This window comes from Bacillus sp. EE-W1 (genome assembly GCF_009760835.1).
Lineage (GTDB): Bacteria > Bacillota > Bacilli > Bacillales > Bacillaceae_G > Bacillus_A > Bacillus_A wiedmannii.
Genome location: NZ_WIPE01000020.1, coordinates 1 through 22,311 on the forward strand (window position 1 = coordinate 1; position 22,311 = coordinate 22,311).

A 22,311-nucleotide genomic window follows, 5' to 3' on the forward strand; every position below is an offset into this window, starting at 1 on the left:
AAACCCCACTGATTAAAGTTTCACTTTATTGAGAGTTTGAAATTGTATTCATAGTGAGAGGATTTGAATTTGAAATGATAGATAATTTTTGGCATGATTTACCACGACCATTTTTCGTACTTGCACCAATGGAAGATGTGACAGACGTTGTTTTCCGTCACGTAGTAAGTGAGGCAGGTCGCCCAGACGTATTCTTCACAGAGTTCACAAACTCGGATAGCTATTGTCATCCAGAAGGTATGAAAAGTGTACGTGGCCGTTTAATTTTTACAGAAGATGAACAACCAATCGTGGCGCATATTTGGGGAGATAATCCTGAATATTTCCGTCAAATGAGTATTGGTATGGCAGAGTTAGGATTTAAAGGCATCGATATTAACATGGGTTGTCCTGTACCGAACGTAGCATCAAGAGGAAAAGGTAGTGGCCTTATTCTACGTCCAGACGTTGCGGCAGAACTTATTCAAGCAGCAAAAGCGGGCGGACTACCTGTCAGCGTAAAAACGCGACTGGGCTTTAAAGAGTTAAGCGAATGGGAAGATTGGTTAACGCATATTTTCAAACAAGATATCGCAAACCTTTCTATTCACTTACGTACAAGAGAAGAAATGAGCCAAGTGGATGCGCATTGGGAACTAATTCCGGAAATTAAAAAATTACGTGACCGTATCGCACCAAATACGCTAATAACAATCAACGGAGACATTCCTGACCGTAAAGTCGGACTGGAACTTGCTGAAAAATACGGCATTGATGGTGTTATGATTGGACGAGGTATCTTTAAAAATCCGTTTGCTTTCGAAAAAGAGCCAAGAGAGCATAGCAGTAAAGAACATCTAGATCTTTTAAGACTACAACTTGATCTTCAAGATCAATATGCAGAAGTATTACCACGCTCCATCACAGGACTTCACCGCTTCTTCAAAATTTATGTAAAAGGCTTCCCTGGAGCTGCTGAACTAAGAAATCAATTGATGAGCACAAAATCAACTGATGAAGTACGCGCATTACTTGATAAGTTTGAGGCGAGTGTGAATGTGGTAGAAGGTAGTGAAACAGTGTAACTTTTGAAAGTTACACTGTTTCATTTTAATTAAGGTGAACCGTATCATAAGTAAGTGAGGTATTCTATGTAAAAAGGGGTAAGAAAAGAATACAGGAGAAAAGTGAAAATGGTAGGTTGGTCTTGATTTTCAATGATAGTATCATGTTTATTTTATTATGCCTATAATTGGAGGCCATGTGAATGTTAAGTGATCAGGCGAGATATTCTAGGCTCGCGAATATAACAAAAATAATAAATACAAAATTAGAACTACGTGAAGTATTGCAGCGTGTAACAATGGCGATATCAGAGGAGATTGTTAAGTGCAACGCTGTTGGAATCTATTTACCCCAGGAAGATGGAACATTTAGAGGGTTTGCAGGAAAACCAGAGACAATAAATGGCGTAACGCTCGATACTCAGGTAATTGATCCTGAAATAGATTTACTGGCAAAAGAAGTTATTGAAACCCAAAAAACCATTTATATTCCTGATACATCAAAGGATCATCGGCCGGATCCGAGACCAGTTGCTGCGTTCAAAATTAAGTCCTTATTAGCTCTACCTATCTCATTTGGGCAAGAGTTATTTGGTCTGGTTTTTTTATTTGATTATGGAATTCCAATGAACTTAACAAATTCAGAAATTCAAAGTGTTGAAGCTTATGTAAATATGGCTGCGGTTGCAATTCAAAACGCAAATAATTTAACGCAAAAGGAAAACCTTATTGCCGAGAAGCAGCTGTTACTAAATGTTACCCGTGATTTATCAATGTGTTCCTCGATACAGGAGAGTTTTGATAAATGTTTTTTTTACTTAGGACAGATTTTAGAGAGTAACAGCATGGCAGCCCACCTTTTAGACCCCCTAGACAAAACAACGATTAAAACAACGAAGTTAAGCAAGGACTGTGATTGGACAGAAGTGGATTGGATGGAGAAAAGCTATGAAGCTAAGATCCAAGAGGTTATTCAAACAAAAAATATAGATAGTAAGGGTCTACTGATGATTCCATTGGTTTCAATGGGAGAAGTATTAGGGGTAATCGTCGTTGACAAAGAGGGAAAAGCTCATAATTATGATAATTCCCAGATGCAACTGGCAAAATCTATCGTTGATGCCACAGCGCCTACGTTTTCAAACTTGTTATATATGGATCGACTTGAAAGCATGGTGGAAGAGCGAACGAAAGAACTAGCTGTTGCTAATGAAAAAATTACAAGTGTGATTGAAAGTATTACAGATGGATTTTTTACTTTGAATAATACATGGGAATTTACGTATGTAAATAAGCATCAATATTTTCCACAAAGAAAAACAGCAAAAGATGTATTAGGCAAGAATATATGGGAGATTTTCCCGAATAGCATTGACGAAGTCATGTATAAGGAACTTCATCGTGTAATGTCAGAGCGAACTACAGTGTATTTTGAATTTTTTTCTGCCCCTGATGAATATTGGTACGAAGTTATTGCATACCCGTATGATGATGGTATTTCTTGTATTTTTAAAAACATAACGGAAAAAAAGCAATATGAGCAGGAATTGAAAAGGTTATCGAACATAGATTTAATAGGGAAAATGGCAGCAGGTATCAGCCATGAGATTAGAAATCCAATGACAACAGTACGAGGATTTTTGCAGTTATTAAAAGAAGAGCCCACCTATGAGAAACATAATAAGCACTTTAATTTAATGATTGAAGAACTTGACCGTGCCAATTCTATTATTACTGAATTTCTCTCAATGGGTAATACAAGGAAATCGGATTTGCAGATGTTAGATTTAAATTCAATTATCCGCGATATTATTCCTTTAATAAAGATTGATACGCATAATCAAAATAAATATATTCAAGTCGATACAAATGACATTCCGGAATTACTTTTAAATCGTAATGAGGTACGGCAATTATTAATAAACTTATACCGTAATGGGTTAGAAGCGATGGACAAAGAGAAAGTTCTAACCATTAGCACCTATAAAGAAGGTCGAGATTGTGTCGTGCTTGCAGTGCGGGACCAAGGAACAGGTATCAGGCCTGAAGTATTAGAGAAACTAGGTACTCCATTTTACACGACCAAAAATAATGGAACTGGATTGGGGTTAGGTGTATGTTATGCCATTGCTGCCCGTCATAATGCAAAAATAGAAATTCAAACAGGATCGGAGGGCACTACATTTTTTGTTAAATTTAATTATAAAAATAATGAACAATAACCTCATTTAGATTAGTTACGGTGAACCGTACCACAAATGAAAAGTAAAACCTAAGTAAACATAATCAATCTATTTCACCTGAATTTTGCGTAACATTCACGTTTGAGTTGCCTACTAAATTAGAGTTGCATAAAAAGAAATGGACTAACCTATATTAGGTTAGTCCATTTTTAAGTGTGTTAATTAATAGTAAATCCCCATCCTTTTTTGCTTTATTAATATCATCCTTAAATGAAGGAGCTATCCCACTACCAACTAAAATACTTTTTACAGTATTTGAAGGCGTTTCTATTGATAGGATCTTTCTTAATTTCTAATACAATAAATTCGTTATTAGAAGTATCTTAATAATAAATAAAATCATCCCCACAACCATTAATCCACCTAAGGCTACAAAACCTCCCCCTAAAATGTTAAAGTAGTAACTTAACGACATTAATTTACACATGCTAAAAGCATTACTATAATCAACATTTCAGGAGGCAAAACAATGGCAATGAGCAACAACGATATATTAAAAAGAGTAAGGTACGCTTTAGATATAAGAGATATAGATATGGTAGAAATCTTTAAACTTGGTGGTATGGAAGTAACGAAAGAAGATGTAGTTGATATGCTTACAAAAATAAAGAGAGCACCTCAGTATGAAGCTGAAAATGATGATGTGGTCGAAGATGAGTACGTAAAAACATGCGATATGATGATGTTAGAGGCATTTTTCAATGGATTTATTACTTTAAAAAGAGGGAAGCAAGATCCGAAACCAGGACAACCGGCACCTGTACAAAGCAAAGAGAGTGCGAATAACCTTCTTCTAAAGAAAATGAAAATTGCACTATCTTTAACGAGTGAGGATGTACTTGATATATTAGATAGCGTAGGCGTTACGGTAACAAAGGGAGAACTAGGAGCCCTATTAAGAAAAAAAGGCCATAAAAATTACAAAGAGTGCGGCGATAGATACGCAAGGAATTTCATTAAGGGATTAGGTGTAAAGTATAGAGGGTAATGAGTCGGTTAACGCGGTAAATGATATAATAGGTAGAGTAGGGCGTTCGTATCCTACTCTTTTTTATTTGTAAAAATAATACGCTAGGTGATGAAATGGTACATACATATTTAGGTGAGACAATTAATTTTCATATAAATTATAAAAAGAAAAAGTCCGTGCGTCTTTTTGTAGATTCGTATGGAAATGTGGAAGTGCAGGCTCCGAAAGGGACACCTGTTGAATACTTAGTCCAGCTGCTGGAGGAGAAGTGGGATTGGATTCAGAAAACACGTAAGGAAATGCAGGAGCGAGCGCTTGGACCACAGGAAAAGGATTATGATCAAGGAGAGGGTTTTCTGTATTTAGGGAATACGTATCCGATACAGATCTCCCAAGATGCAAGTATTACGCAAGACAATGCAGTGTTTGAAGAAGATAAGCTACATATTTATGTGAAAGAGCTTAAGGATGAGAAAATCCAACAAGCGTTAAAACGATTTTACTATAAGCAGTGTAAGTCATTAGTAGAGAAGAGTATTAAAGCACATCAAAGTAACTTCAAAACAAAACCGCGTTCTATACGTATTACAGATAGTAGCCGCACATGGGGCACTTGTGATTCAAATTTACAGCTAACATTCAATTGGAAGCTAGCGATGGCACCACAGCGAGTACTTGATTATGTAGTTGTTCATGAAATGTGCCATATGGTTCATTTAAATCATGATCGCTCTTTTTGGCGTCTTGTCGGGAAGATAATGCCTGATTATAAGGAGATGGAAAACTGGTTAGCGTTATCTAGTTGGAAGATGACGGTTTAGTGGGGAAATTTATATAGGTTGCGATTATTGTCAATACTTGTCGGTAAGTCGATATAATTCAAAAATCGCTGATATATTTGAAATTGCACCGATATATATCGAAAATCGCTGATATATTTGGAGTCGCAATCGATATGTTCAATGAAGAGAAAGTAAAAGGAGATGTCACAGCAGACATCTCCTTTTTTTCAGGTATATAAATCATCGTCCAAACTTCACAACAAAATCTCCGTCTACTTTCTCCATTCCATACCCACGATAACCGTTCGAAAGTAAAGCTTGCTGTCCAACAGCATCACTCATCGGAACACTCTTAACATCCGTCCAATTTCTTTTCTTGCTTCCACGCAATTCCTTCACAAACACATACCGCATACTACCACTATACTTCTCCTTCAATGCAGCAATCTCCATTCCTTGCGAAAACTTATCTTTTAAACTTGGAATGTTAAAAGGAGCAACGGTGCAGCAAACATAGTCGTACTGGCCATCTTCTTTTTGTAATTCGTCCATGATGACTGTCGCTAATATTTTTTGGATCCCATTTCCTCGGCTGTTCGGGTGAACATTTGAAATTTCTTGATAGATGACGCGATGTAGTTCGCTTTCTGCTATGCCAATATCAAGTCCTAAATGTTCGTCGTCGATAGGAGGAACGAGTAGGGCACGAAATGCGATGAGTTCGTTTTCGATAAAAGCACCGATCATCATGCCGTTTCCTTCTAGAATGTATTGAAATTCTTCTAGCGAGAGTGGCTGTAAGCGACTTTTATCCTCTAGCGCCTCAACTACAACGTTTTGTAGTGATAAGGTTTGTTCAATGTTCTCTAGTGTTAGTAATGTAACGTGAAATGGTTCGTTATTTTGTTTTAATGATCCTTTGTATAGAACTGTCATGCGTTAGTCCTCCTTTAGCGTACAACGTCTTGAAAGACGGTTAGTTCTTGTAATGTATTTTGGTTTATTTCAATGCCAAGTCCTGGCTTTTCGTTTAAGCGAATAAATGGTACGTCGTAATGTAAGTTTCCGATGTCTTTCATGAACTTTAATGGACCTGTTAGCTCGACGCTCGTAATAATTTTTTTCGAGAAAGCGACATGGAATCCTGCGGAAGAGGCAACGGATGATTCGACCATGGATCCAACTTGGCATTCAATGCCTGCCATTTCTGCTTGATGAGCGAGTTTTACAGCGGGATATATGCCGCCGCATTTCATTAGTTTTATATTTACTTTATCAGCCGCGTCTAATTTAATGATTTGGCGCATTTCACGAGAACCTTTTAATCCTTCATCAATCATAAGCGGAAGGTCTGTTTTAGAACGAATGTGAGCCATTGCGTCAATATCGTCTGCGACAACAGGCTGTTCAATCCAGTCGATGCTTAAATGACCTAATGAACGAAGTGCCGCTAATGTGTTGGCGCTATTTTTCCATCCTTGGTTTACATCAACGCGAATCGCAATATCATTTCCTACACGTTCACGTACAGCTTCAATTCTTTTTACATCCTCTTTTACATTCGTACCGACTTTCATTTTGAAAGATTGGTAACCTTTTTGAATCATGGAAGCAGCTTCTTCAGCCATGTCTTCAGGTTCGGCGATACTTAAGACGTGAGTGACAGGGAAGTCTTCATGGTAGCGTCCGCCAATTAATTGATATACAGGTTGATTTAGTTTTTTGCCCATTATATCAAAACAAGCAATATCTATTGCGGCTTTTGCAGTAGGAACACCGTAAATGGTATTGTTCATCATATCGTGTATTTTCTCGATATTCATTGGATTTTGCCCGATGAGCGCAGGAGCAAGTGTATGTTTTAAAGTATGGAAAGTACTTTCCCATGATTCGCCTGTAACGTGATCATCAGCAACGCCCTCACCGTAACCGATAATGCCTTCATCTGTTTCCATTTTGAGGATAATAGAAGGCATGTCAGAATAAGAACCATAACTAATAACAAACGGATCGCGAAGTGGTAAACGAATTGCGTAAAGATGAATAGCTGTAATTTTCATTAGGTAGAGACCCCTTCCTGTTTACAATAGTTTTGTACATTTGATATAGTTGACGTTAAATAGTCGTTAATTAATGATAAGGAGTTAAAGAAATGATGATAAAAATTGCAGTTGTCGGTTCAAAAGAGTTTATGGAGAATCTTTTACCTATTGCTCATAAACTAGAAGAAATAGAGATTGATCCATATATTTACCTTCATCCGGCGGAATCTTCTGAACTTTTAAAGCGTTTAAAGCCTTGTGATTTCATCTTTTTCTCAGGTGCTTTACCTTATTATATGGCAAAAGAAATAAGAGAACAATTACGAATTCCAAGTACGTACTTACAGCAAGACGAGACAACTGTCGCATCTTCCATTCTTTCTGTCATGTATCACCAACGTATTCAACCACATAAAATTTCAATTGATTTAGTAGACCGCTCATTCATTACAAATGTGTTCCATGATATCGGTATAAAAGAAAATCCACAAGTGTTAGATTATGAAAATATGCTGTGGAGTAAAGATGAAATAAATAGAGTTATTGATTTTCATGTAGCTAAATATCAATCTGGAGATGCTCATTTAGCTTTAACTAGTATTCACGCTGTCTATGATGAACTTCAAAAAATAGGTATTCCTTCAGAGCGTATGATAGATCCGAAGCAATCCATTATACATGGGTTAAAAGATGCGAAAATAAAAGCTGAGTTAGCAAAAAGCCATTCAGCTACTGTTGGTGCTTGTATGATTTCTTCTTTAGAATTACGAGAAGGTTTGCTTGAGCAATTAGATGCTATTTCAAAAGAACTACGGGGTTCATTTAAAAAAGTTGATGAAATGACGTTCATTTTGTATACGACTCGTGGTGATATTGAATCGATTATAAAAACAAATATGATAAATAATTTATTTGCGAGTATAGAAGGAACAATAGCTATTGGATTTGGTTACGGAAAAACTGTGAAAGAAGCGGAGCAAAATGCTAAAATTGCTCAAAGTTTCGCGAAGAATAATCCAATAGACCACTGTTTTTATATACTAACAAGTGATAAAGAACTATTTGGTCCGTTCCCGAAAGAACAGAGAGTACAAAGTTTGAAGAATGACAACCCAGAACTCATGAAAATAGCGAAGGAAACGAAACTTAGTCCAGCCAATTTGTCAAAAATTATTCAATTTAGTCAATCACATCCATCATTGAAGTTTACAGCAGCGGATCTTTCTGAATACTTACAAGTGACTCGCCGATCAACAGAAAGGTTATTAAAGAAACTAGTTGATTATGGGTATGCTCATATTTGCGGCGAGGAAATGCCCTATCAACAAGGGCGCCCTCGCGCAATATATGAAATGAATTTACCGGTATCTCTAAGCTTCTAGTTGAGCCTTTTGTTTTTTTAGTAGTTCCGCTTTTTCAATGTCTGATAGTTTCGTAATTGTGAGACCAGTTATGCCGTAAATGATTGAAATAATAGGTACGATGAAATTCAATATAGCATAAGGAGCATATTCGAATGCGCCAACTCCAAGTGTTGCGAGTATAAATACACCACATGTATTCCAAGGTACGAAAACAGAAGTTAATGTTCCGCCATCTTCTAATGCTCTGGATAAATTTTTAGAATGTAGTCCTTTTTCTGTGTATGCATTTGCGTACATTCTTGAAGGAACAACAATCGAAATATATTGTTCAGAGCAAGTAAGGTTGGTTGCAAAGCAAGATGCGATAGTAGAAGCGATAAGTCCTTTTGCTGATGTCGCTAATTTTAAAATTTGATTTACAATTGCGCGAAGAATACCAGTATGTTCTAATACTCCTCCAAAGGTCATAGCGACAATTGTCATCGAAACTGTATTCATCATCGAATTTAAGCCACCGCGGTTAAAGAGTTCGTCTACTAGCTTGTTGCCAGTGTCTATGACAAATCCATTTTGGAGTGCACCGACAGACGCGGAGACAGAACCACCTTGAATAAAGACTTGTGATAAAAATCCTAAAATTATACCTACGAGAATAGCTGGTATAGCAGGAACTTTTTTAGCGACCAATACCATAACGACTACAGGTATGATTAGTAGGAAAGGGGAGATAACAAAGTTTTGTTGCAATACTTGTAACGTTTGATCGATACCTTTTGCATCAATATTGTTAGCGCCAAAATTTCTTCCTAAGAATGCATAAACGATAAGAGTAATAATTAAACCTGGAATTGTAGTAAATAACATATGACGAATATGTGTGAATAAATCTGTATTTGTTAATCCTGCGGCTAAGTTTGTTGTGTCTGAAAGCGGTGACATTTTATCGCCGAAGTAAGAACCGGAAATGATAGCACCGGCAACCATTGGAGCTGGGATTCCCATACTTAGGCCAATTCCCATTCCTGCAACACCAATTGTTCCCATTGTAGACCAAGAGCTACCGATAGCTAATGCAACAATAGAACAAATAATTGTAATTGAAACTAAAAATAGTGATGGAGTTAAAAGATTTAAACCGTAATAAATCATTGTTGCGACGATTCCGCCGCCAATCCAAGCACCAATCGTTAAACCTACTAGAATAATGATAACGATAGCGGGTAATGCGAGGCGAATTCCTTTATACATTGCTTCTTCAATGTCGTGCCATTTGTAACCGTAACGCCAAGCGACGATAGAAGCAACGGTTGTACCGATAATAAGTGGGACGTGAGGGCTTTGTTTTAATACAACAATTGTAACCATCATAACTGCAACTGTAATGATAATAGGGATTATTGCTACGCCAAAAGGTATTTCTTTTTTCATAAATTGCCTCCTCATTATGTATGTTTGTATTTTTAGAATTGTCGCAAAATAGACGTTATTAAATTATAATAACTAAAAATTGATATGAGCGTCAATAAAAAACAGAAAATAAGGAATGTTCTATCGTTATAAAGTGAGTGGAAATAAGTTGTCGATCGTATTTAAAAATAAATAATTGACTTTTTTCTTAAAATTCAATATGTTCATAAAAACATCTGTTTTTCATAAGTATAATTAACCTGAATGGTTTTGGAATTTGGGAAGGAGAATGTAGCTTTGAAAACATTAGAACTACAAGAGCGGTTAACTGAAATTTTTCAGCATTTACATGAAAACCCTGAAGTGAGTTGGAAAGAGTATGAAACGACAGCGTATATTACTAACTTTTTAAAAGAAGAAGGAATTTCATATAAAATATTTGATGATTGCCCAGGCGTGATTGCTGAAATTGGAAGCGGAAATCCAGTTATTGCAATTCGTGCCGATATGGATGCACTTTGGCAAGAAGTGGACGGAGAGTTTAAAGCGAATCATTCATGTGGTCACGATGCTCATATGACAATTGTGATGGGGCTTATTTTACAATTGAAAAATATGAGATGGGATAGTGGAACGGTTAGATTTATTTTTCAGCCGGCAGAGGAAAAAGGAAATGGTTCTTTAAAGATGGTAGAGAAGGGTGCCGTGGATGATGCTGACTTCTTATTTGGTGTTCATCTAAGACCGATTGAAGAACTACCTTTGAAACAAGCTGCCCCATCTATTCGTCACGGAGCAGCAGGATTTTTAGAAGGAACGATTCATGGAGATGATGCACATGGGGCACGCCCACATCAAGGGATAAATGCAATTGATGTCATTTCTATGATCAATATCGGTTTGAAAAATATATGGCTACCACCGCAAAGCTCATATTCAGTGAAGATGACAAGGTGCCAGGCTGGCGGGGATAATTTGAATATTATTCCGGGTAACGGCCATTTTAGCTTAGATGTTAGGGCAGAGAGTAATACATTATTAGAAGAATTGAAGAAAAAAATAGAACATGTAATAGAATCGGCCGCATCTATGGGATCGAAAACTTCATACAAATGGATCGACCTTGCACCAGGAGCTGAAGTGTCAGAAGAAGCTGAGCGCTTTATGCGAAAAGGCATTCTTGAAGTGTACGGGGAAGAGGGATGCACTGGACCACTGTATACGACAGGAAGCGATGATTTCCATTACTACACAGTGAAGAGACCACATTTAAAAGCTGTCATGCTTGGACTAGGTGCCAACCTACAACCTGGATTACACCATCCGTATATGAAGTTCGATCATAGTTGTATTATGGATGGAGTAGAAATATTGAAACAAACTGTATTGAAAGTATTAGAGGACAGGGGCTAGATAGCTCCTGTTTTTTTGTAGGAATGTGTCGTTAAGTCGATATATTGAAAAAATCGTTGATATATTCTAAGTTACGATAGATATATTCAGAAAATCATTCATATAATTTCACGTATCAGTTAACTTGATGCAAAATGAGTCTTCAGTACATGGTGTATAATAATAAGTACCATTTTCTAATAGGAGAAGACGAATGAACGAACAATATTACGATGCAGTATTACATATAAAAACTGTCGGTGAGCAAAAGGGTTTTAACAAGTCTATGCATTATCACCGTTATGAACCGACGCCATATAGCGGATTAGATGAGTTATTGAATCAATATGAAATAAGAAGTAGCGACCGGGTTGTAGATTTTGGATGCGGAAAAGGACGATTAAATTTTTACATGCACCATAAGTGTGGTGCTTCAGCAGTTGGAATTGAAATGAATGAAGAGTTTTATAAAGAAGCAATGGATAATTTTGAGCGCTATGCACGAAAGGTAAGAAACAGTAAAGATAAAATTGGGTTTGAATGCTGTTTAGCGCAAGAATATGAGATTGATCCACGTGATAATCGGTTTTATTTTTTTAATCCATTTTCTGTACAAGTGTTTATGAACGTAGTAAATAACATTTTGCTTTCGGTAGAGGAAACAGAGAGAGAAGTAGATATTATTTTATACTATCCTTCTGAAGATTATATTTTCTTCTTAGAGAACCAGACTACGTTTGAGCTGAAGAGAGAAGTAAGGTTGCCAGGTGCTTATGAGAAGAATGGGAATGAGAGGTTTTTAGTTTATACATTAAGATTATAAAAAAAGCAGGTGCCAAGGCACCTGCTTTTTTTTACTCACGTCTATATAATTAGTTACGGATTAAGTAATCAAATGCACCTAAAGCTGCGTTTGCACCTGAACCCATAGAGATGATGATTTGTTTGTACGGATTATTTGTACAGTCACCTGCAGCAAACACTCCTGGTACGTTTGTAGCGCCGTGCTTGTCTGTTACGATTTCACCGCGAGCGCGTTCAACTGTTTCGCCTAACCAGTCTGTGTTTGGCACAAGACCGATTTGTACGAATACACCTTGTAATTCAACGTGATGAACTTCTTCAGTTTCACGATCGATGTAAGAAATACCGTTTACTTTATCAGTACCAGTGATTTCTTTCGTTTGAACGTTTTTCAGAACAGTTACGTTTGGTAAGCTGTTAAGACGCTCTTGTAATACAGCATCAGCTTTTAATTCTGGCATGAATTCAAGAACAGTTACGTGCTTAACGATACCTGCTAAGTCGATAGCTGCTTCAATACCAGAGTTACCTCCGCCGATAACTGCTACGTCTTTTCCGATGAATAATGGACCGTCACAGTGTGGGCAGTATGCTACACCTTTATTTTTGAACTCAGCTTCACCTGGTACGCCAACGTTACGCCAGCGAGCACCTGTTGAAACGATTACGCTTTTACTTTTCAGAATAGCGCCGTTTTCAAGTTCCACTTCAATAAGTTCTTTTTTCTCTAAACGTTTTGCACGTTGTAGATTCATTACATCGATGTCGTATTCTTTTACGTGCTCTTCAAGGCTTGCTACTAGCTTAGGACCTTCAGTGCGTTTTACGCTGATGAAGTTCTCAATGCCCATAGTATCCATTACTTGACCACCGAAGCGCTCAGCAACGATACCAGTGCGGATGCCTTTACGTGCTGCATAAATTGCTGCACTTGCACCAGCAGGGCCGCCACCAACAACAAGAACATCGTATGGATCTTTATCAGAAAGCTCTGATGCATCTGGACCGTTACCCATTTTAGCTAAAATTTCTTCAAGTGTCATACGACCGCTTCCGAAAGATTCGCCGTTTAGGAAAACTGTTGGTACTGCCATGATGTCTTTGCTTTCTACTTCCTCTTTGAATGCAGCGCCATCAATCATAGTATGTGTAATACCAGAGTTTAGAACGCTCATTACGTTAAGAGCTTGTACAACATCAGGACAGTTATGACAACTTAGGCTGATATAAGATTCAAAATGATATTCGCCTTGAATGTTTTTAATTTGATCGATTAATTTTTGTTCAACTTTTGGAGCGCGTCCACTTACTTGTAGTAAAGCTAACACTAATGAAGTAAATTCGTGTCCTAATGGAATACCAGCGAATACGACACCAGTGTCTTCACCAGGGCGATTTACGCTAAAGCTTGGTGTTCTCTCTAATTCAACTTTTTCTACTGTAATCTTAGATGACATAGTAGCTAATTCGTCTACTAGAGCTAACATATCTTTAGATACGTCGTCGTCTCCAGCGCTTACTTTAAGTAAAATATCGTTCTCCATTAACTGAAGGTATTGGGATAGTTGTGTTTTTATATCTGCATCTAGTATCATTTTGATCGAACTCCTTAGATTTTGCCTACAAGGTCAAGGCTTGGTTTAAGTGTTGCAGAACCCTCTTGCCATTTAGCTGGGCAAACTTCACCTGGGTTGTTACGTACGTATTGAGCTGCTTTAATTTTGTTAACAAGAATGCTTGCGTCACGGCCGATACCGTCAGCATTGATTTCCATAGATTGGATAACGCCGTCTGGATCGATGATGAATGTACCACGAGCAGCAAGACCTTCTTCTTCCATTAAAACGTTGAAGTTTGTAGTGATTGTGCGAGTTGGGTCACCAATCATAATGTATTCGATTTTGCCGATAGTTTCTGAGCTATCATGCCATGCTTTGTGAGTGAAGTGAGTGTCTGTAGATACAGAGTATACTTCAACGCCTAAGTCTTTAAGAGTTGCATATTGGTTTTGTAAGTCTTCAAGTTCAGTTGGGCAAACGAATGTGAAGTCAGCTGGGTAGAAACAAACTACACTCCATTTTCCTTTTAAACTTTCGTCAGTAACTTGGATAAATTCTCCATTATGGTAAGCATTAGCTTTAAACGGTTTTACTTCTGTGCCGATTAATAACATATTAAAATTCCTCCTAAATGTTGGTTTTGAGCATCAAAAAATAGTGTGCTCATAAAATATATTTTTTAATTAACTATAATAATTCTAATTCGATATTAATTATCATATAGAAGTGGTTATTTTGTCAAGAGAATAAACCAACTTTATATCAATTTAATTAATATTTATTCTCAATTAAGGTTGTTAGAGAATTAAAAGGTAGTTTTCATGTAATCGATTTTCAACGAGTATGTAAAAGAGTAGTGCGTATGTTAGAGACATGGTGTAAGTATAAATTGTTAGGAAGGGAATATTTCTTAGAAGTTGTGGATTTGAAAAGGGATTGCTTATTTCTATTTTACAAAGAATTGTGCGATAAATAAAATAAAATGAATTAGAATCTTTTTGAACATTTTTTGTCATCTAAAATATATAATTAGGAAGCATATTGCAGTGATATAGAAACATTGACTCAAGATGTTAACAAGATATAATAAAATCTAGATATACCTTTCAAAAAGAAGAAGATATAATATAGGATAAAAATTTTTCAACCTATTATTTTTTATAGCTTTTAGAAAACGCTTACAATTAGTGTGGAGGGGAAACCATGTCTAAGTTCACAAAGTATTTTTTAATGGAAGCTAACGATGTGATTGTATATGTGAAAGAGAAATTATGTGAGTTTGAGGATGCAAAGGGGTTACAGTGTAAAGAAATAGGCGATGGTAATTTAAATTATGTATTCCGCGTTTGGGATGAGCAGAAGAATATTTCTGTCATTGTAAAGCAAGCTGGGGATACAGCAAGGATTTCAGATGAGTTTAAGTTGTCGACGAATCGTATTCGTATAGAATCAGATGTTTTGCAGTTAGAGGAGGAGTTAGCACCTGGGCTTGTTCCAAAGGTATATTTGTTTGATAGTGTGATGAATTGTTGCGTAATGGAAGATTTATCAGACCACACAATATTACGTACAGCACTTATAAATCATCAAATATTTCCGAGGCTTGCTGACGATGTAACGACTTTTTTGGTAAACACACTTTTATTAACATCGGATGTTGTAATGAATCATAAAGAGAAGAAGGAGCTTGTAAAAAACTATATAAATCCTGAATTATGTGAGATTACAGAAGACCTCGTATACGCTGAGCCATTTACAAATCATAATAAGCGTAACGAGTTATTTCCGCTAAATGAAGGATGGATTAGAGAGCATATTTATAGTGATAAAGAGCTTCGTATGGAAGTAGCAAAACGTAAGTTTTCTTTTATGACGAATGCACAGGCACTTATTCATGGTGATCTGCATACTGGTTCCGTTTTTGTGAAAAATGATTCCACGAAGATTATTGATCCTGAGTTTGCCTTTTATGGACCGATGGGATATGACGTTGGGAATGTAATGGCGAATTTAATGTTTGCTTGGGTGAATGCAGATGCGACTATGAAGCCTGGGGCTGAGAAAGATGCGTATATGGGTTGGCTACAATCGACAATGGTAGAGGTAATTGATTTATTTAAGAAGAAGTTTTTAAATGCTTGGAATATTCATGTGACCGAGATTATGGCGAAGGAAGAAGGCTTTAACGAAGTATATTTACAATCTGTATTAGAGGATACAGCTGCAGTGACGGGCCTTGAGTTAATTCGTCGTATTGTTGGGCTAGCGAAAGTAAAGGATATTACTTGTATCGAGAATGAGGAAGCACGTGCCAGAGCAGAACGTATTTGTCTTCAAGTAGCGAAGAAATTTATTTTACGGGCTAATCAATATAAAACAGGCACAAGTTTTGTAGAAACGTTAAAAGAACAGTCAATGCACTACGCGAAGTAAGGGGAGAAGATGATGGAAGAGCAATTAATACCCATTCAGTGGAAAGATGATTCTTTAATTTTATTAGATCAAACATTATTACCGAATGAGGTTGTCTATGAATCTTTCAAGACAGCTGAAAGCGTGTGGGATGCCATTCAAGTAATGAAAGTAAGAGGAGCACCAGCGATTGGTGTTTCGGCAGCGTATGGTGTGTGTTTAGGAATAAAGGAAGTTATTCAAAGTAAGATGGAAGACTTTATAGAGGAAGTCAAAAAGGTATGTGCATATTTGGCAACATCAAGGCCAACAGCAGTAAATTTATTTTGGGCACTTGAAAGAATGGAGACAGTCGCGACAGAGAACTCACATTTATCAATCGGCCAGTTGAAAGATAGATTACTAGAAGAGGCAAAAGAGATTCATAGAGAAGATGAAGAAATTAACCGTCAAATCGGAGAACATGCATTAACGTTATTCCATGATGGAATGGGAGTGTTAACACATTGTAATGCTGGTGCGTTAGCGACGACTAAGTATGGGACTGCGACAGCTCCAATGTACTTAGCGAAAGAAAAAGGATGGGACTTAAAAATCTTTTCGGATGAAACACGTCCTAGATTACAAGGTTCAACGTTAACAGCATTAGAACTACAGCGAGCGGGGATTGATGTTACTGTCATTACGGATAATATGGCAGCTATGGTCATGTCACAAGGGAAGATTGAGGCGGTAATCGTTGGGTGCGACCGTGTGGCAGCAAACGGTGATGTAGCAAATAAAATTGGGACATTAGGCGTATCTATTTTAGCAAAATACTACAACATTCCGTTTTATGTAGCAGCACCAACACCGACAATCGACTTAAAAACAAAGGCAGGAAAAGAAATTCCAATCGAGGAAAGAGATGCTTCTGAAGTGATTAATCGCTTCGGACAATATTCTGCTCCGAAAGAAAGTAAAGTATATAATCCGGCATTTGATGTCACACCACATGAAAATGTAACAGCGATTATTACGGAAAAAGGGATTGTAAAAGCACCGTTTACGGAGAACTTAAAAAAGCTATTTCAATAAGTAGATAGATTTAAAAAGTCAGTCATCATAAGCTTCATACTTAGGGGGATGTATATGTTATTACAAAAAGAAAGAGAAGAAATTGTAGCGTATGGAAAGAAAATGATTTCTAGCGGTTTAACAAAGGGGACAGGCGGCAATATTAGTATTTTCAATCGTGAACAAGGTCTTGTTGCGATTAGCCCAAGTGGTTTAGAGTATTATGAAACAAAACCTGAAGATGTAGTTATATTAAACTTAGATGGTGAAGTGGTAGAGGGAGAGAGAAAACCGTCAAGCGAGCTCGATATGCACCTTATATATTATAGAAATCGTGAAGATATAAATGCGCTTGTGCATACACATTCACCTTATGCGAAGACAATTGCATCATTAGGGTGGGAGCTTCCTGCTGTATCATATTTAATTGCTTTCGCAGGCCCGAATGTACGCTGTGCACCGTATGAAACATTTGGTACGAAGCAATTAGCAGATGCTGCTTTTGAAGGCATGATTGATCGCCGTGCCGTTTTACTTGAGAACCACGGTTTAATTGCAGGTGCAAATAACATAAAAATGGCGTTTACTGTTGCAGAAGAAATTGAGTTTTGTGCGCAAATTTATTATCAAACGAAAAGCGTCGGAGAGCCGAAGCTATTGCCAGAAGATGAGATGGCGAATTTGGCGAAGAAGTTTGAAGGGTATGGGCAGCAGTAAATGAAGAAACACCCTCAAGATTTCACTCTTGAGGGTGTTTCTATGCCTTCTTAAGCAACAAATACATAAAGTAAGGAGCACCAATTAAAGCAACGACAATACCTGCTGGGATGCCATTAGGATCAACGATGTTTCGTCCGATTGTGTCTGCTAATAGCAATAGCCATCCGCCGATTAAAACGGCGATAGGCATGAAAATTTGATGTCTTGGACCTACTAAAGATTTCGCGATATGAGGAGCCATTAGTCCGATAAAGCTAATTCCTCCTGTTACGGAAACAGCTGCAGCTGCAAGCGCAACGGCTGCAACTAATAAGTATCTGCGTTCTTTTTCAATTTCAATTCCAACACCGATTGCGACTGGCTCGTTTAATGCTAGAATGTTTAATCGATTTGCTTTATAGAAAACGAACGGAATTAATACGATTAACCATGGGAGCATTGCTAAAACGAAGATCCAGTCATCTCCCCAAATATTTCCGGCAATCCATTTTGAAATAAAGTCCACTTTCATACGATCAGCGGATGAAATAAGGACAATCATCATTCCAGATAGTGCAAATGCAAAACCGATACCAGTTAATGTTAATCGTATTGGCTGAAGTCCAGTTGATTTACTATATGAAAATACGTAAATTAGAACAGCTGTCAGAAAAGCCCCGATAAATCCAACGACAGGTAGTAAATAAAGGAATGAACCTACATCTATTGGAAAGTATAAAAAGAAAATAGCAACAGCAACACCGGCCCCAGAGTTGATTCCGAGAATACCAGGTTCAGCTAAATCATTTCGAGTAATTCCTTGCAGAATAGCCCCTGATAAAGCGAGAGCCATACCAGCTAATAATGTAATAACAATTCTAGGTAGTCTTAAAGAGTATAAAACAAACTCCTCTTTAAAAGTCCCCTGTCCCATTAATGTTGGGAGTAGTCGATCATAAGATAAAGATGCTGAACCAAGTCCCATTCCAACTACAATGGTGGTGATGGTCAGTATTAGTAAAGCGAGTATAATAAGACGTTGTTTTCTTAGAATAGATTGCATCATGAGAATGTTTTTCCTCCTTTACGTACAACGAATAGGAAGAATGGCAGCCCTACAATTGCGACAATAGCGGCAACTGGTGTTTCGTATGGAGCGTTAATAGTACGTCCGATTGTATCTGCAAGTAGCATAAAGGAAGCTCCAGCAATTGCTGACATCGGTATAACAAATCGGTAATCTGGACCGACAATTGGGCGTACCATGTGAGGTACCATTAAACCGATAAATGCCATATTTCCGACAAGCGCTACAGAAGCACCAGCAAGTAAGATAATAATGATAAATAGAATGGTTTTAATAACAATAATTTTTTGACCTAGTCCAATAGCCACTTCTTCACTGAAACTAAGAATTGTCAATTTTTTTGCTAGTAAGATAGCGATAAAGATACTAATTGAAATGACTGGAATAATAATTTTTAATTGGCTCCAAGTAGTTCCAATTACGCCCCCAGCAGTCCAAAGTGATACATCTTGTGAAATTTTGAAGTAAATGCCGACTCCTTCTGAAATTGCGAGTAGAAATGCTGAAACGGCAGCACCGGCTAATACAATTCGAAGAGGGGATAGCCCGCCTTTTTTCACCATACCAATTCCAAATACCATAATTGCGCCAATTGCAGCACCAATAAAGCAAGCAAATGTTAAGTAAAGATAGCTGATGGAAGGATTGAAAGCAAGTGTCAGTGCAAGCGCAGCATTTGCTCCACCAGATAGCCCTAATAATCCAGGATCTGCAAGTGGATTTCGTGTTAATCCTTGCATAATTGCTCCAGAAACAGCAAGTCCAGCTCCTACAAAAATAGCAGCAACTTCACGTGGCAAACGTATTTCGCGAATAATAGATATTTTGTCCCCTTTAGCGGAGGAAGTAAGTGCTAACCATACGTCTTTTATTGAAGTATCTGCAGCACCTAATACCATTGCTACCATAAAAATAAGAAAGAATGCAATTATGCTCAAAATTAGTTTGTATGTAAAAGCTATAGAACGTGGATTGTCGTGATCTTTTGTCATTCGTTTCACATCTTTTCTGTTCATAGAATAAAGGAAGAGGAATTCTTAAATTAAGAATTCCTCATGTTTGTATTATTTACCAAGAAAGCTTTTCTTGAAGAAGTCTAGTTGGAAATCTAATGTAAGTGGATCATTGAAATAGAATTCCATCATGTTTGCTTCGTATACGCGATTATTTTTTACTGCTGGGATGTTTTTATATGATTCTGTCTCTTGGAATGAGTTATCAGTATCTTTGTTTTTACTTACGATTAAGTAATCACCAGCAAACTCAGGTAATACTTCAGTAGATAATGCGTAGTAACCTTCTTTTAATGCTTTTTCTTTTACTTTTTCAGGCATTTTTAATTTCATTTCTTGGTATAGAATTTCTGTTCCACGGCCCCAGTTTTCGCCGTATACATAAAGCTGTTTGTTGAAGTTTTCTACAACAGAAACTGTTGCATCTTCACCGATTTTTGCTTTAATTTCTTTACCAGCGTCCTGTGCACGTTTCTTGAAGTCATCAACCCAAGTTTTTGCTTCTTTTTCTTTGTTTAATAATTTACCGATTTCTAAATGCTGTGTTAAGTAATCAACTTTTCCGTAAGTGTACGTTACAGTAGGAGCGATCTTCTTTAACTTATCAACATTTTTAATATTTGATAAACCAATGATTAAATCTGGATTTAGTTCAGCGATTTTTTCAACGTTTTCATCTGATACTTCAGCAACATCTTTAAGTTTGCTATCAAAGCGTGGGTTTTGTTTAGACCATGAATCTACCCCAACAAGATTTACATCTAATGACATTACGTTACCAGCGAATGATGATAAAACAACAACACGTTTTGGATTTGCAGGAACTTCTACTTTACCATTTTCAGATTGGTATGTAATTGTTTCTGATTTACTACCTTTTGCATCGTTCTTTTTGTCTGTAGAGCCATTGCTACAAGCGCTCATAACAAGAACGAAAAGAACTGTTAGTGAAATAAATAACTTTTTCATTGTCTTTCTCCTTTAACATAGATGATATTTGTATATAATAATTTGTTTAACTGCAATCTTTTTGAAAGAGTAGTGGTAATGCAAAATGCTTATTAAAAATCTTGAATATGAGATTCTACAATATAGTATTAACCATATTAATAAAAGAAGATGTAATCTCAAATTTACTAATTATTAACAAAATGATAATGATTATCACTATTGATTCTTTAAATAATATAATTTTATATAGGTGTATTGTCAATAGTAATTTTGATTGTAAATTTTGCGGAAACAGGTTATATTTTATTGAGAATGATAATCAATGACTAGTAGCTGAGGAGTGACACGAATGAATCAAGAAGAATTGTTTGATGTAACTGTGATAGGCGGAGGGCCTGCAGGGCTTTATTCAGCTTTTTATAGTGGACTCAGAGAGATGAAAACGAAAATAATAGAATTTCAACCACAGTTAGGTGGAAAAATACATGTTTATCCAGAGAAGATGATTTGGGATGTAGGAGGGCTGCTGCCAGTTACAGGTGATAAATTAATTGAACAACTTGTACAGCAAGGGCTAACATTTAAGCCAGAAGTGGTATTAAATACAAAAGTAGAATCGATTATTCGTAACGAAGATGGCACTTTTACGTTAAAAGCAAGCACTGGAGAAGAACATTTTTCAAAAACAGTTATCGTCGCAACTGGAAGTGGTATATTGAAACCTCAAAAGTTATCAATTGAAGGTGCTGAGCGATTTGAAGTATCTAATTTAAATTATACAGTGAAATCTTTAAAGCGTTTCAAAGGTAAGACGGTCATTATTTCCGGCGGAGGAAATTCTGCTGTTGATTGGGCAAATGAATTAGAACCAATTGCGAAAAAAGTGTATGTAACATATAGAAAAGAAGAATTATCTGGTCATGAAGCACAAGTAAAACAACTGCTGAACAGCTCGGCGGAGTGTTTCTTTAATACATCGATTACAAAACTCATTGCTGGTGATAATCATGAAGCGATCGAATATGTAGAATTAACGAATCATGAAACAAGTGAAATTTCACATTTACCTATTGATGAAGTGATTATTAACCATGGATATGAACGTGACATTACGTTATTAGAAAATAGTGAGTTAGACGTTGCAATTATAGATAATTATTATATTGCAGGTAATGCGAATAGTGAGTCCTCTGTAGATGGATTATATGCTGCGGGAGATATTTTAAAGCACGAAGGGAAATTACACTTAATTGCGGGAGCATTCCAAGATGCTGGAAATGCTGTAAATAAAGCGAAACAATTTATTCAACCAGATGCAAGTGAGTACGGAATGGTTTCTTCGCATAATGAAGTATTTAAGAAGAGAAATCGTGAATTGATCAAGCAGATGATGAAATAATAAAGTTAAACTGTAATCAGTGGGGCTATTCCCAGCTGAGTATGGCCGCGCACTAATAGCGGGATAAAGAAACAAGTAACCCCCATTT

General features: G+C 36.9%; 19 protein-coding genes. 11 read left to right on the plus strand and 8 right to left on the minus strand.

Annotated elements, in window-relative coordinates; all coding sequences use genetic code 11:
- Positions 1 to 74 precede the first annotated feature (74 nt).
- The 4 genes from GFJ36_RS01555 (at position 75) to GFJ36_RS01570 (ending at position 5,077) form a co-directional block, all read left to right on the plus strand.
- Complete coding sequence (locus GFJ36_RS01555) at positions 75 to 1,064, plus strand: tRNA dihydrouridine synthase (protein ID WP_097889279.1); 990 nt, start codon at positions 75 to 77, stop codon at positions 1,062 to 1,064.
- Between the two features lie 182 nt (positions 1,065 to 1,246).
- On the plus strand, positions 1,247 to 3,265 hold the full coding sequence (locus GFJ36_RS01560) for a GAF domain-containing sensor histidine kinase (protein WP_097889280.1): 2,019 nt from the start codon (positions 1,247 to 1,249) through the stop codon (positions 3,263 to 3,265).
- 490 nt (positions 3,266 to 3,755) lie between these two features.
- On the plus strand, positions 3,756 to 4,274 hold the full coding sequence (locus GFJ36_RS01565) for a YehS family protein (RefSeq protein WP_097889281.1): 519 nt from the start codon (positions 3,756 to 3,758) through the stop codon (positions 4,272 to 4,274).
- A 95-nt stretch (positions 4,275 to 4,369) separates the two neighbouring features.
- Positions 4,370 to 5,077, plus strand: a complete 708-nt coding sequence (locus GFJ36_RS01570) for a M48 family metallopeptidase (protein ID WP_097889282.1) — start codon at positions 4,370 to 4,372, stop codon at positions 5,075 to 5,077.
- Between the two features lie 201 nt (positions 5,078 to 5,278).
- On the opposite strand, the gene GFJ36_RS01575 is transcribed toward GFJ36_RS01570, so the two are convergent.
- Together GFJ36_RS01575 and GFJ36_RS01580 are read right to left on the minus strand one after the other, a co-directional pair.
- Positions 5,279 to 5,974 (minus strand): GNAT family N-acetyltransferase, encoded by a 696-nt coding sequence (locus GFJ36_RS01575; protein ID WP_097889283.1) that lies wholly within the window; start codon positions 5,972 to 5,974, stop codon positions 5,279 to 5,281.
- 14 nt (positions 5,975 to 5,988) lie between these two features.
- Positions 5,989 to 7,098 (minus strand): mandelate racemase/muconate lactonizing enzyme family protein, encoded by a 1,110-nt coding sequence (locus GFJ36_RS01580; protein WP_097889284.1) that lies wholly within the window; start codon positions 7,096 to 7,098, stop codon positions 5,989 to 5,991.
- Between the two features lie 92 nt (positions 7,099 to 7,190).
- Between GFJ36_RS01580 and GFJ36_RS01585 the strand changes: the two genes are divergently transcribed.
- A complete protein-coding gene (locus tag GFJ36_RS01585) occupies positions 7,191 to 8,462 on the plus strand; it encodes a transcriptional regulator (protein ID WP_088061561.1) in 1,272 nt (423 codons plus the stop codon).
- Here GFJ36_RS01585 and nhaC read toward each other — a convergent pair.
- Positions 8,451 to 9,872, minus strand: coding sequence for a Na+/H+ antiporter NhaC (gene nhaC / locus GFJ36_RS01590; RefSeq protein ID WP_088061563.1), 1,422 nt, complete (start codon positions 9,870 to 9,872; stop codon positions 8,451 to 8,453). The two genes, GFJ36_RS01585 and nhaC, sit on opposite strands and share 12 nt — an antisense overlap.
- 276 nt (positions 9,873 to 10,148) lie before the next feature.
- On the opposite strand from nhaC, the gene GFJ36_RS01595 reads away from it, so the two are divergent.
- Positions 10,149 to 11,264 (plus strand): M20 peptidase aminoacylase family protein, encoded by a 1,116-nt coding sequence (locus GFJ36_RS01595; protein WP_088061565.1) that lies wholly within the window; start codon positions 10,149 to 10,151, stop codon positions 11,262 to 11,264.
- Positions 11,265 to 11,457: 193 nt separating this feature from the next.
- Positions 11,458 to 12,066 carry an SAM-dependent methyltransferase gene (locus GFJ36_RS01600; protein WP_088061567.1) on the plus strand — a complete coding sequence of 203 codons (609 nt, stop codon included), beginning with the start codon at positions 11,458 to 11,460 and terminating at the stop codon, positions 12,064 to 12,066.
- A 49-nt stretch (positions 12,067 to 12,115) separates the two neighbouring features.
- On the opposite strand, the gene ahpF is transcribed toward GFJ36_RS01600, so the two are convergent.
- Both ahpF and ahpC read right to left on the minus strand, forming a co-directional pair.
- A complete protein-coding gene (ahpF, locus tag GFJ36_RS01605) occupies positions 12,116 to 13,642 on the minus strand; it encodes an alkyl hydroperoxide reductase subunit F (protein ID WP_000599491.1) in 1,527 nt (508 codons plus the stop codon).
- Between the two features lie 14 nt (positions 13,643 to 13,656).
- Positions 13,657 to 14,220 carry an alkyl hydroperoxide reductase subunit C gene (gene ahpC, locus GFJ36_RS01610; protein WP_000924420.1) on the minus strand — a complete coding sequence of 188 codons (564 nt, stop codon included), beginning with the start codon at positions 14,218 to 14,220 and terminating at the stop codon, positions 13,657 to 13,659.
- Positions 14,221 to 14,809: 589 nt separating this feature from the next.
- Between ahpC and mtnK the strand changes: the two genes are divergently transcribed.
- Genes mtnK through GFJ36_RS01625 form a run of 3 tightly spaced genes read left to right on the plus strand, consistent with a single transcriptional unit; the run spans position 14,810 to position 17,791 of the window.
- Positions 14,810 to 16,039, plus strand: coding sequence for an S-methyl-5-thioribose kinase (gene mtnK, locus GFJ36_RS01615; RefSeq protein ID WP_088061569.1), 1,230 nt, complete (start codon positions 14,810 to 14,812; stop codon positions 16,037 to 16,039).
- A gap of 12 nt (positions 16,040 to 16,051) precedes the next feature.
- Complete coding sequence (mtnA, locus tag GFJ36_RS01620; protein WP_142291663.1) at positions 16,052 to 17,095, plus strand: S-methyl-5-thioribose-1-phosphate isomerase; 1,044 nt, start codon at positions 16,052 to 16,054, stop codon at positions 17,093 to 17,095.
- A 54-nt stretch (positions 17,096 to 17,149) separates the two neighbouring features.
- A complete protein-coding gene (locus GFJ36_RS01625; RefSeq protein ID WP_000926561.1) occupies positions 17,150 to 17,791 on the plus strand; it encodes an L-fuculose-phosphate aldolase in 642 nt (213 codons plus the stop codon).
- 40 nt (positions 17,792 to 17,831) lie between these two features.
- Here GFJ36_RS01625 and GFJ36_RS01630 read toward each other — a convergent pair whose 3' ends face one another.
- The 3 genes from GFJ36_RS01630 to GFJ36_RS01640 are packed head-to-tail and all read right to left on the minus strand — an operon-like array spanning position 17,832 to position 20,842.
- Positions 17,832 to 18,839: a FecCD family ABC transporter permease gene (locus GFJ36_RS01630; RefSeq protein ID WP_088061572.1), complete on the minus strand. Its 1,008-nt coding sequence runs from the start codon at positions 18,837 to 18,839 to the stop codon at positions 17,832 to 17,834.
- A complete protein-coding gene (locus tag GFJ36_RS01635; protein ID WP_142293504.1) occupies positions 18,836 to 19,876 on the minus strand; it encodes a FecCD family ABC transporter permease in 1,041 nt (346 codons plus the stop codon). The genes GFJ36_RS01630 and GFJ36_RS01635 overlap by 4 nt, the downstream gene beginning before the upstream one ends.
- A 48-nt stretch (positions 19,877 to 19,924) precedes the next feature.
- The gene (locus GFJ36_RS01640) at positions 19,925 to 20,842 is read right to left on the minus strand and encodes an iron-hydroxamate ABC transporter substrate-binding protein (protein WP_000732569.1); all 918 of its coding nucleotides are present in this window, start codon (positions 20,840 to 20,842) and stop codon (positions 19,925 to 19,927) included.
- A gap of 331 nt (positions 20,843 to 21,173) precedes the next feature.
- Between GFJ36_RS01640 and GFJ36_RS01645 the strand changes: the two genes are divergently transcribed.
- The gene (locus GFJ36_RS01645) at positions 21,174 to 22,223 is read left to right on the plus strand and encodes an NAD(P)/FAD-dependent oxidoreductase (protein ID WP_001070939.1); all 1,050 of its coding nucleotides are present in this window, start codon (positions 21,174 to 21,176) and stop codon (positions 22,221 to 22,223) included.
- The last annotated feature ends 88 nt before the right edge of the window (positions 22,224 to 22,311 follow it).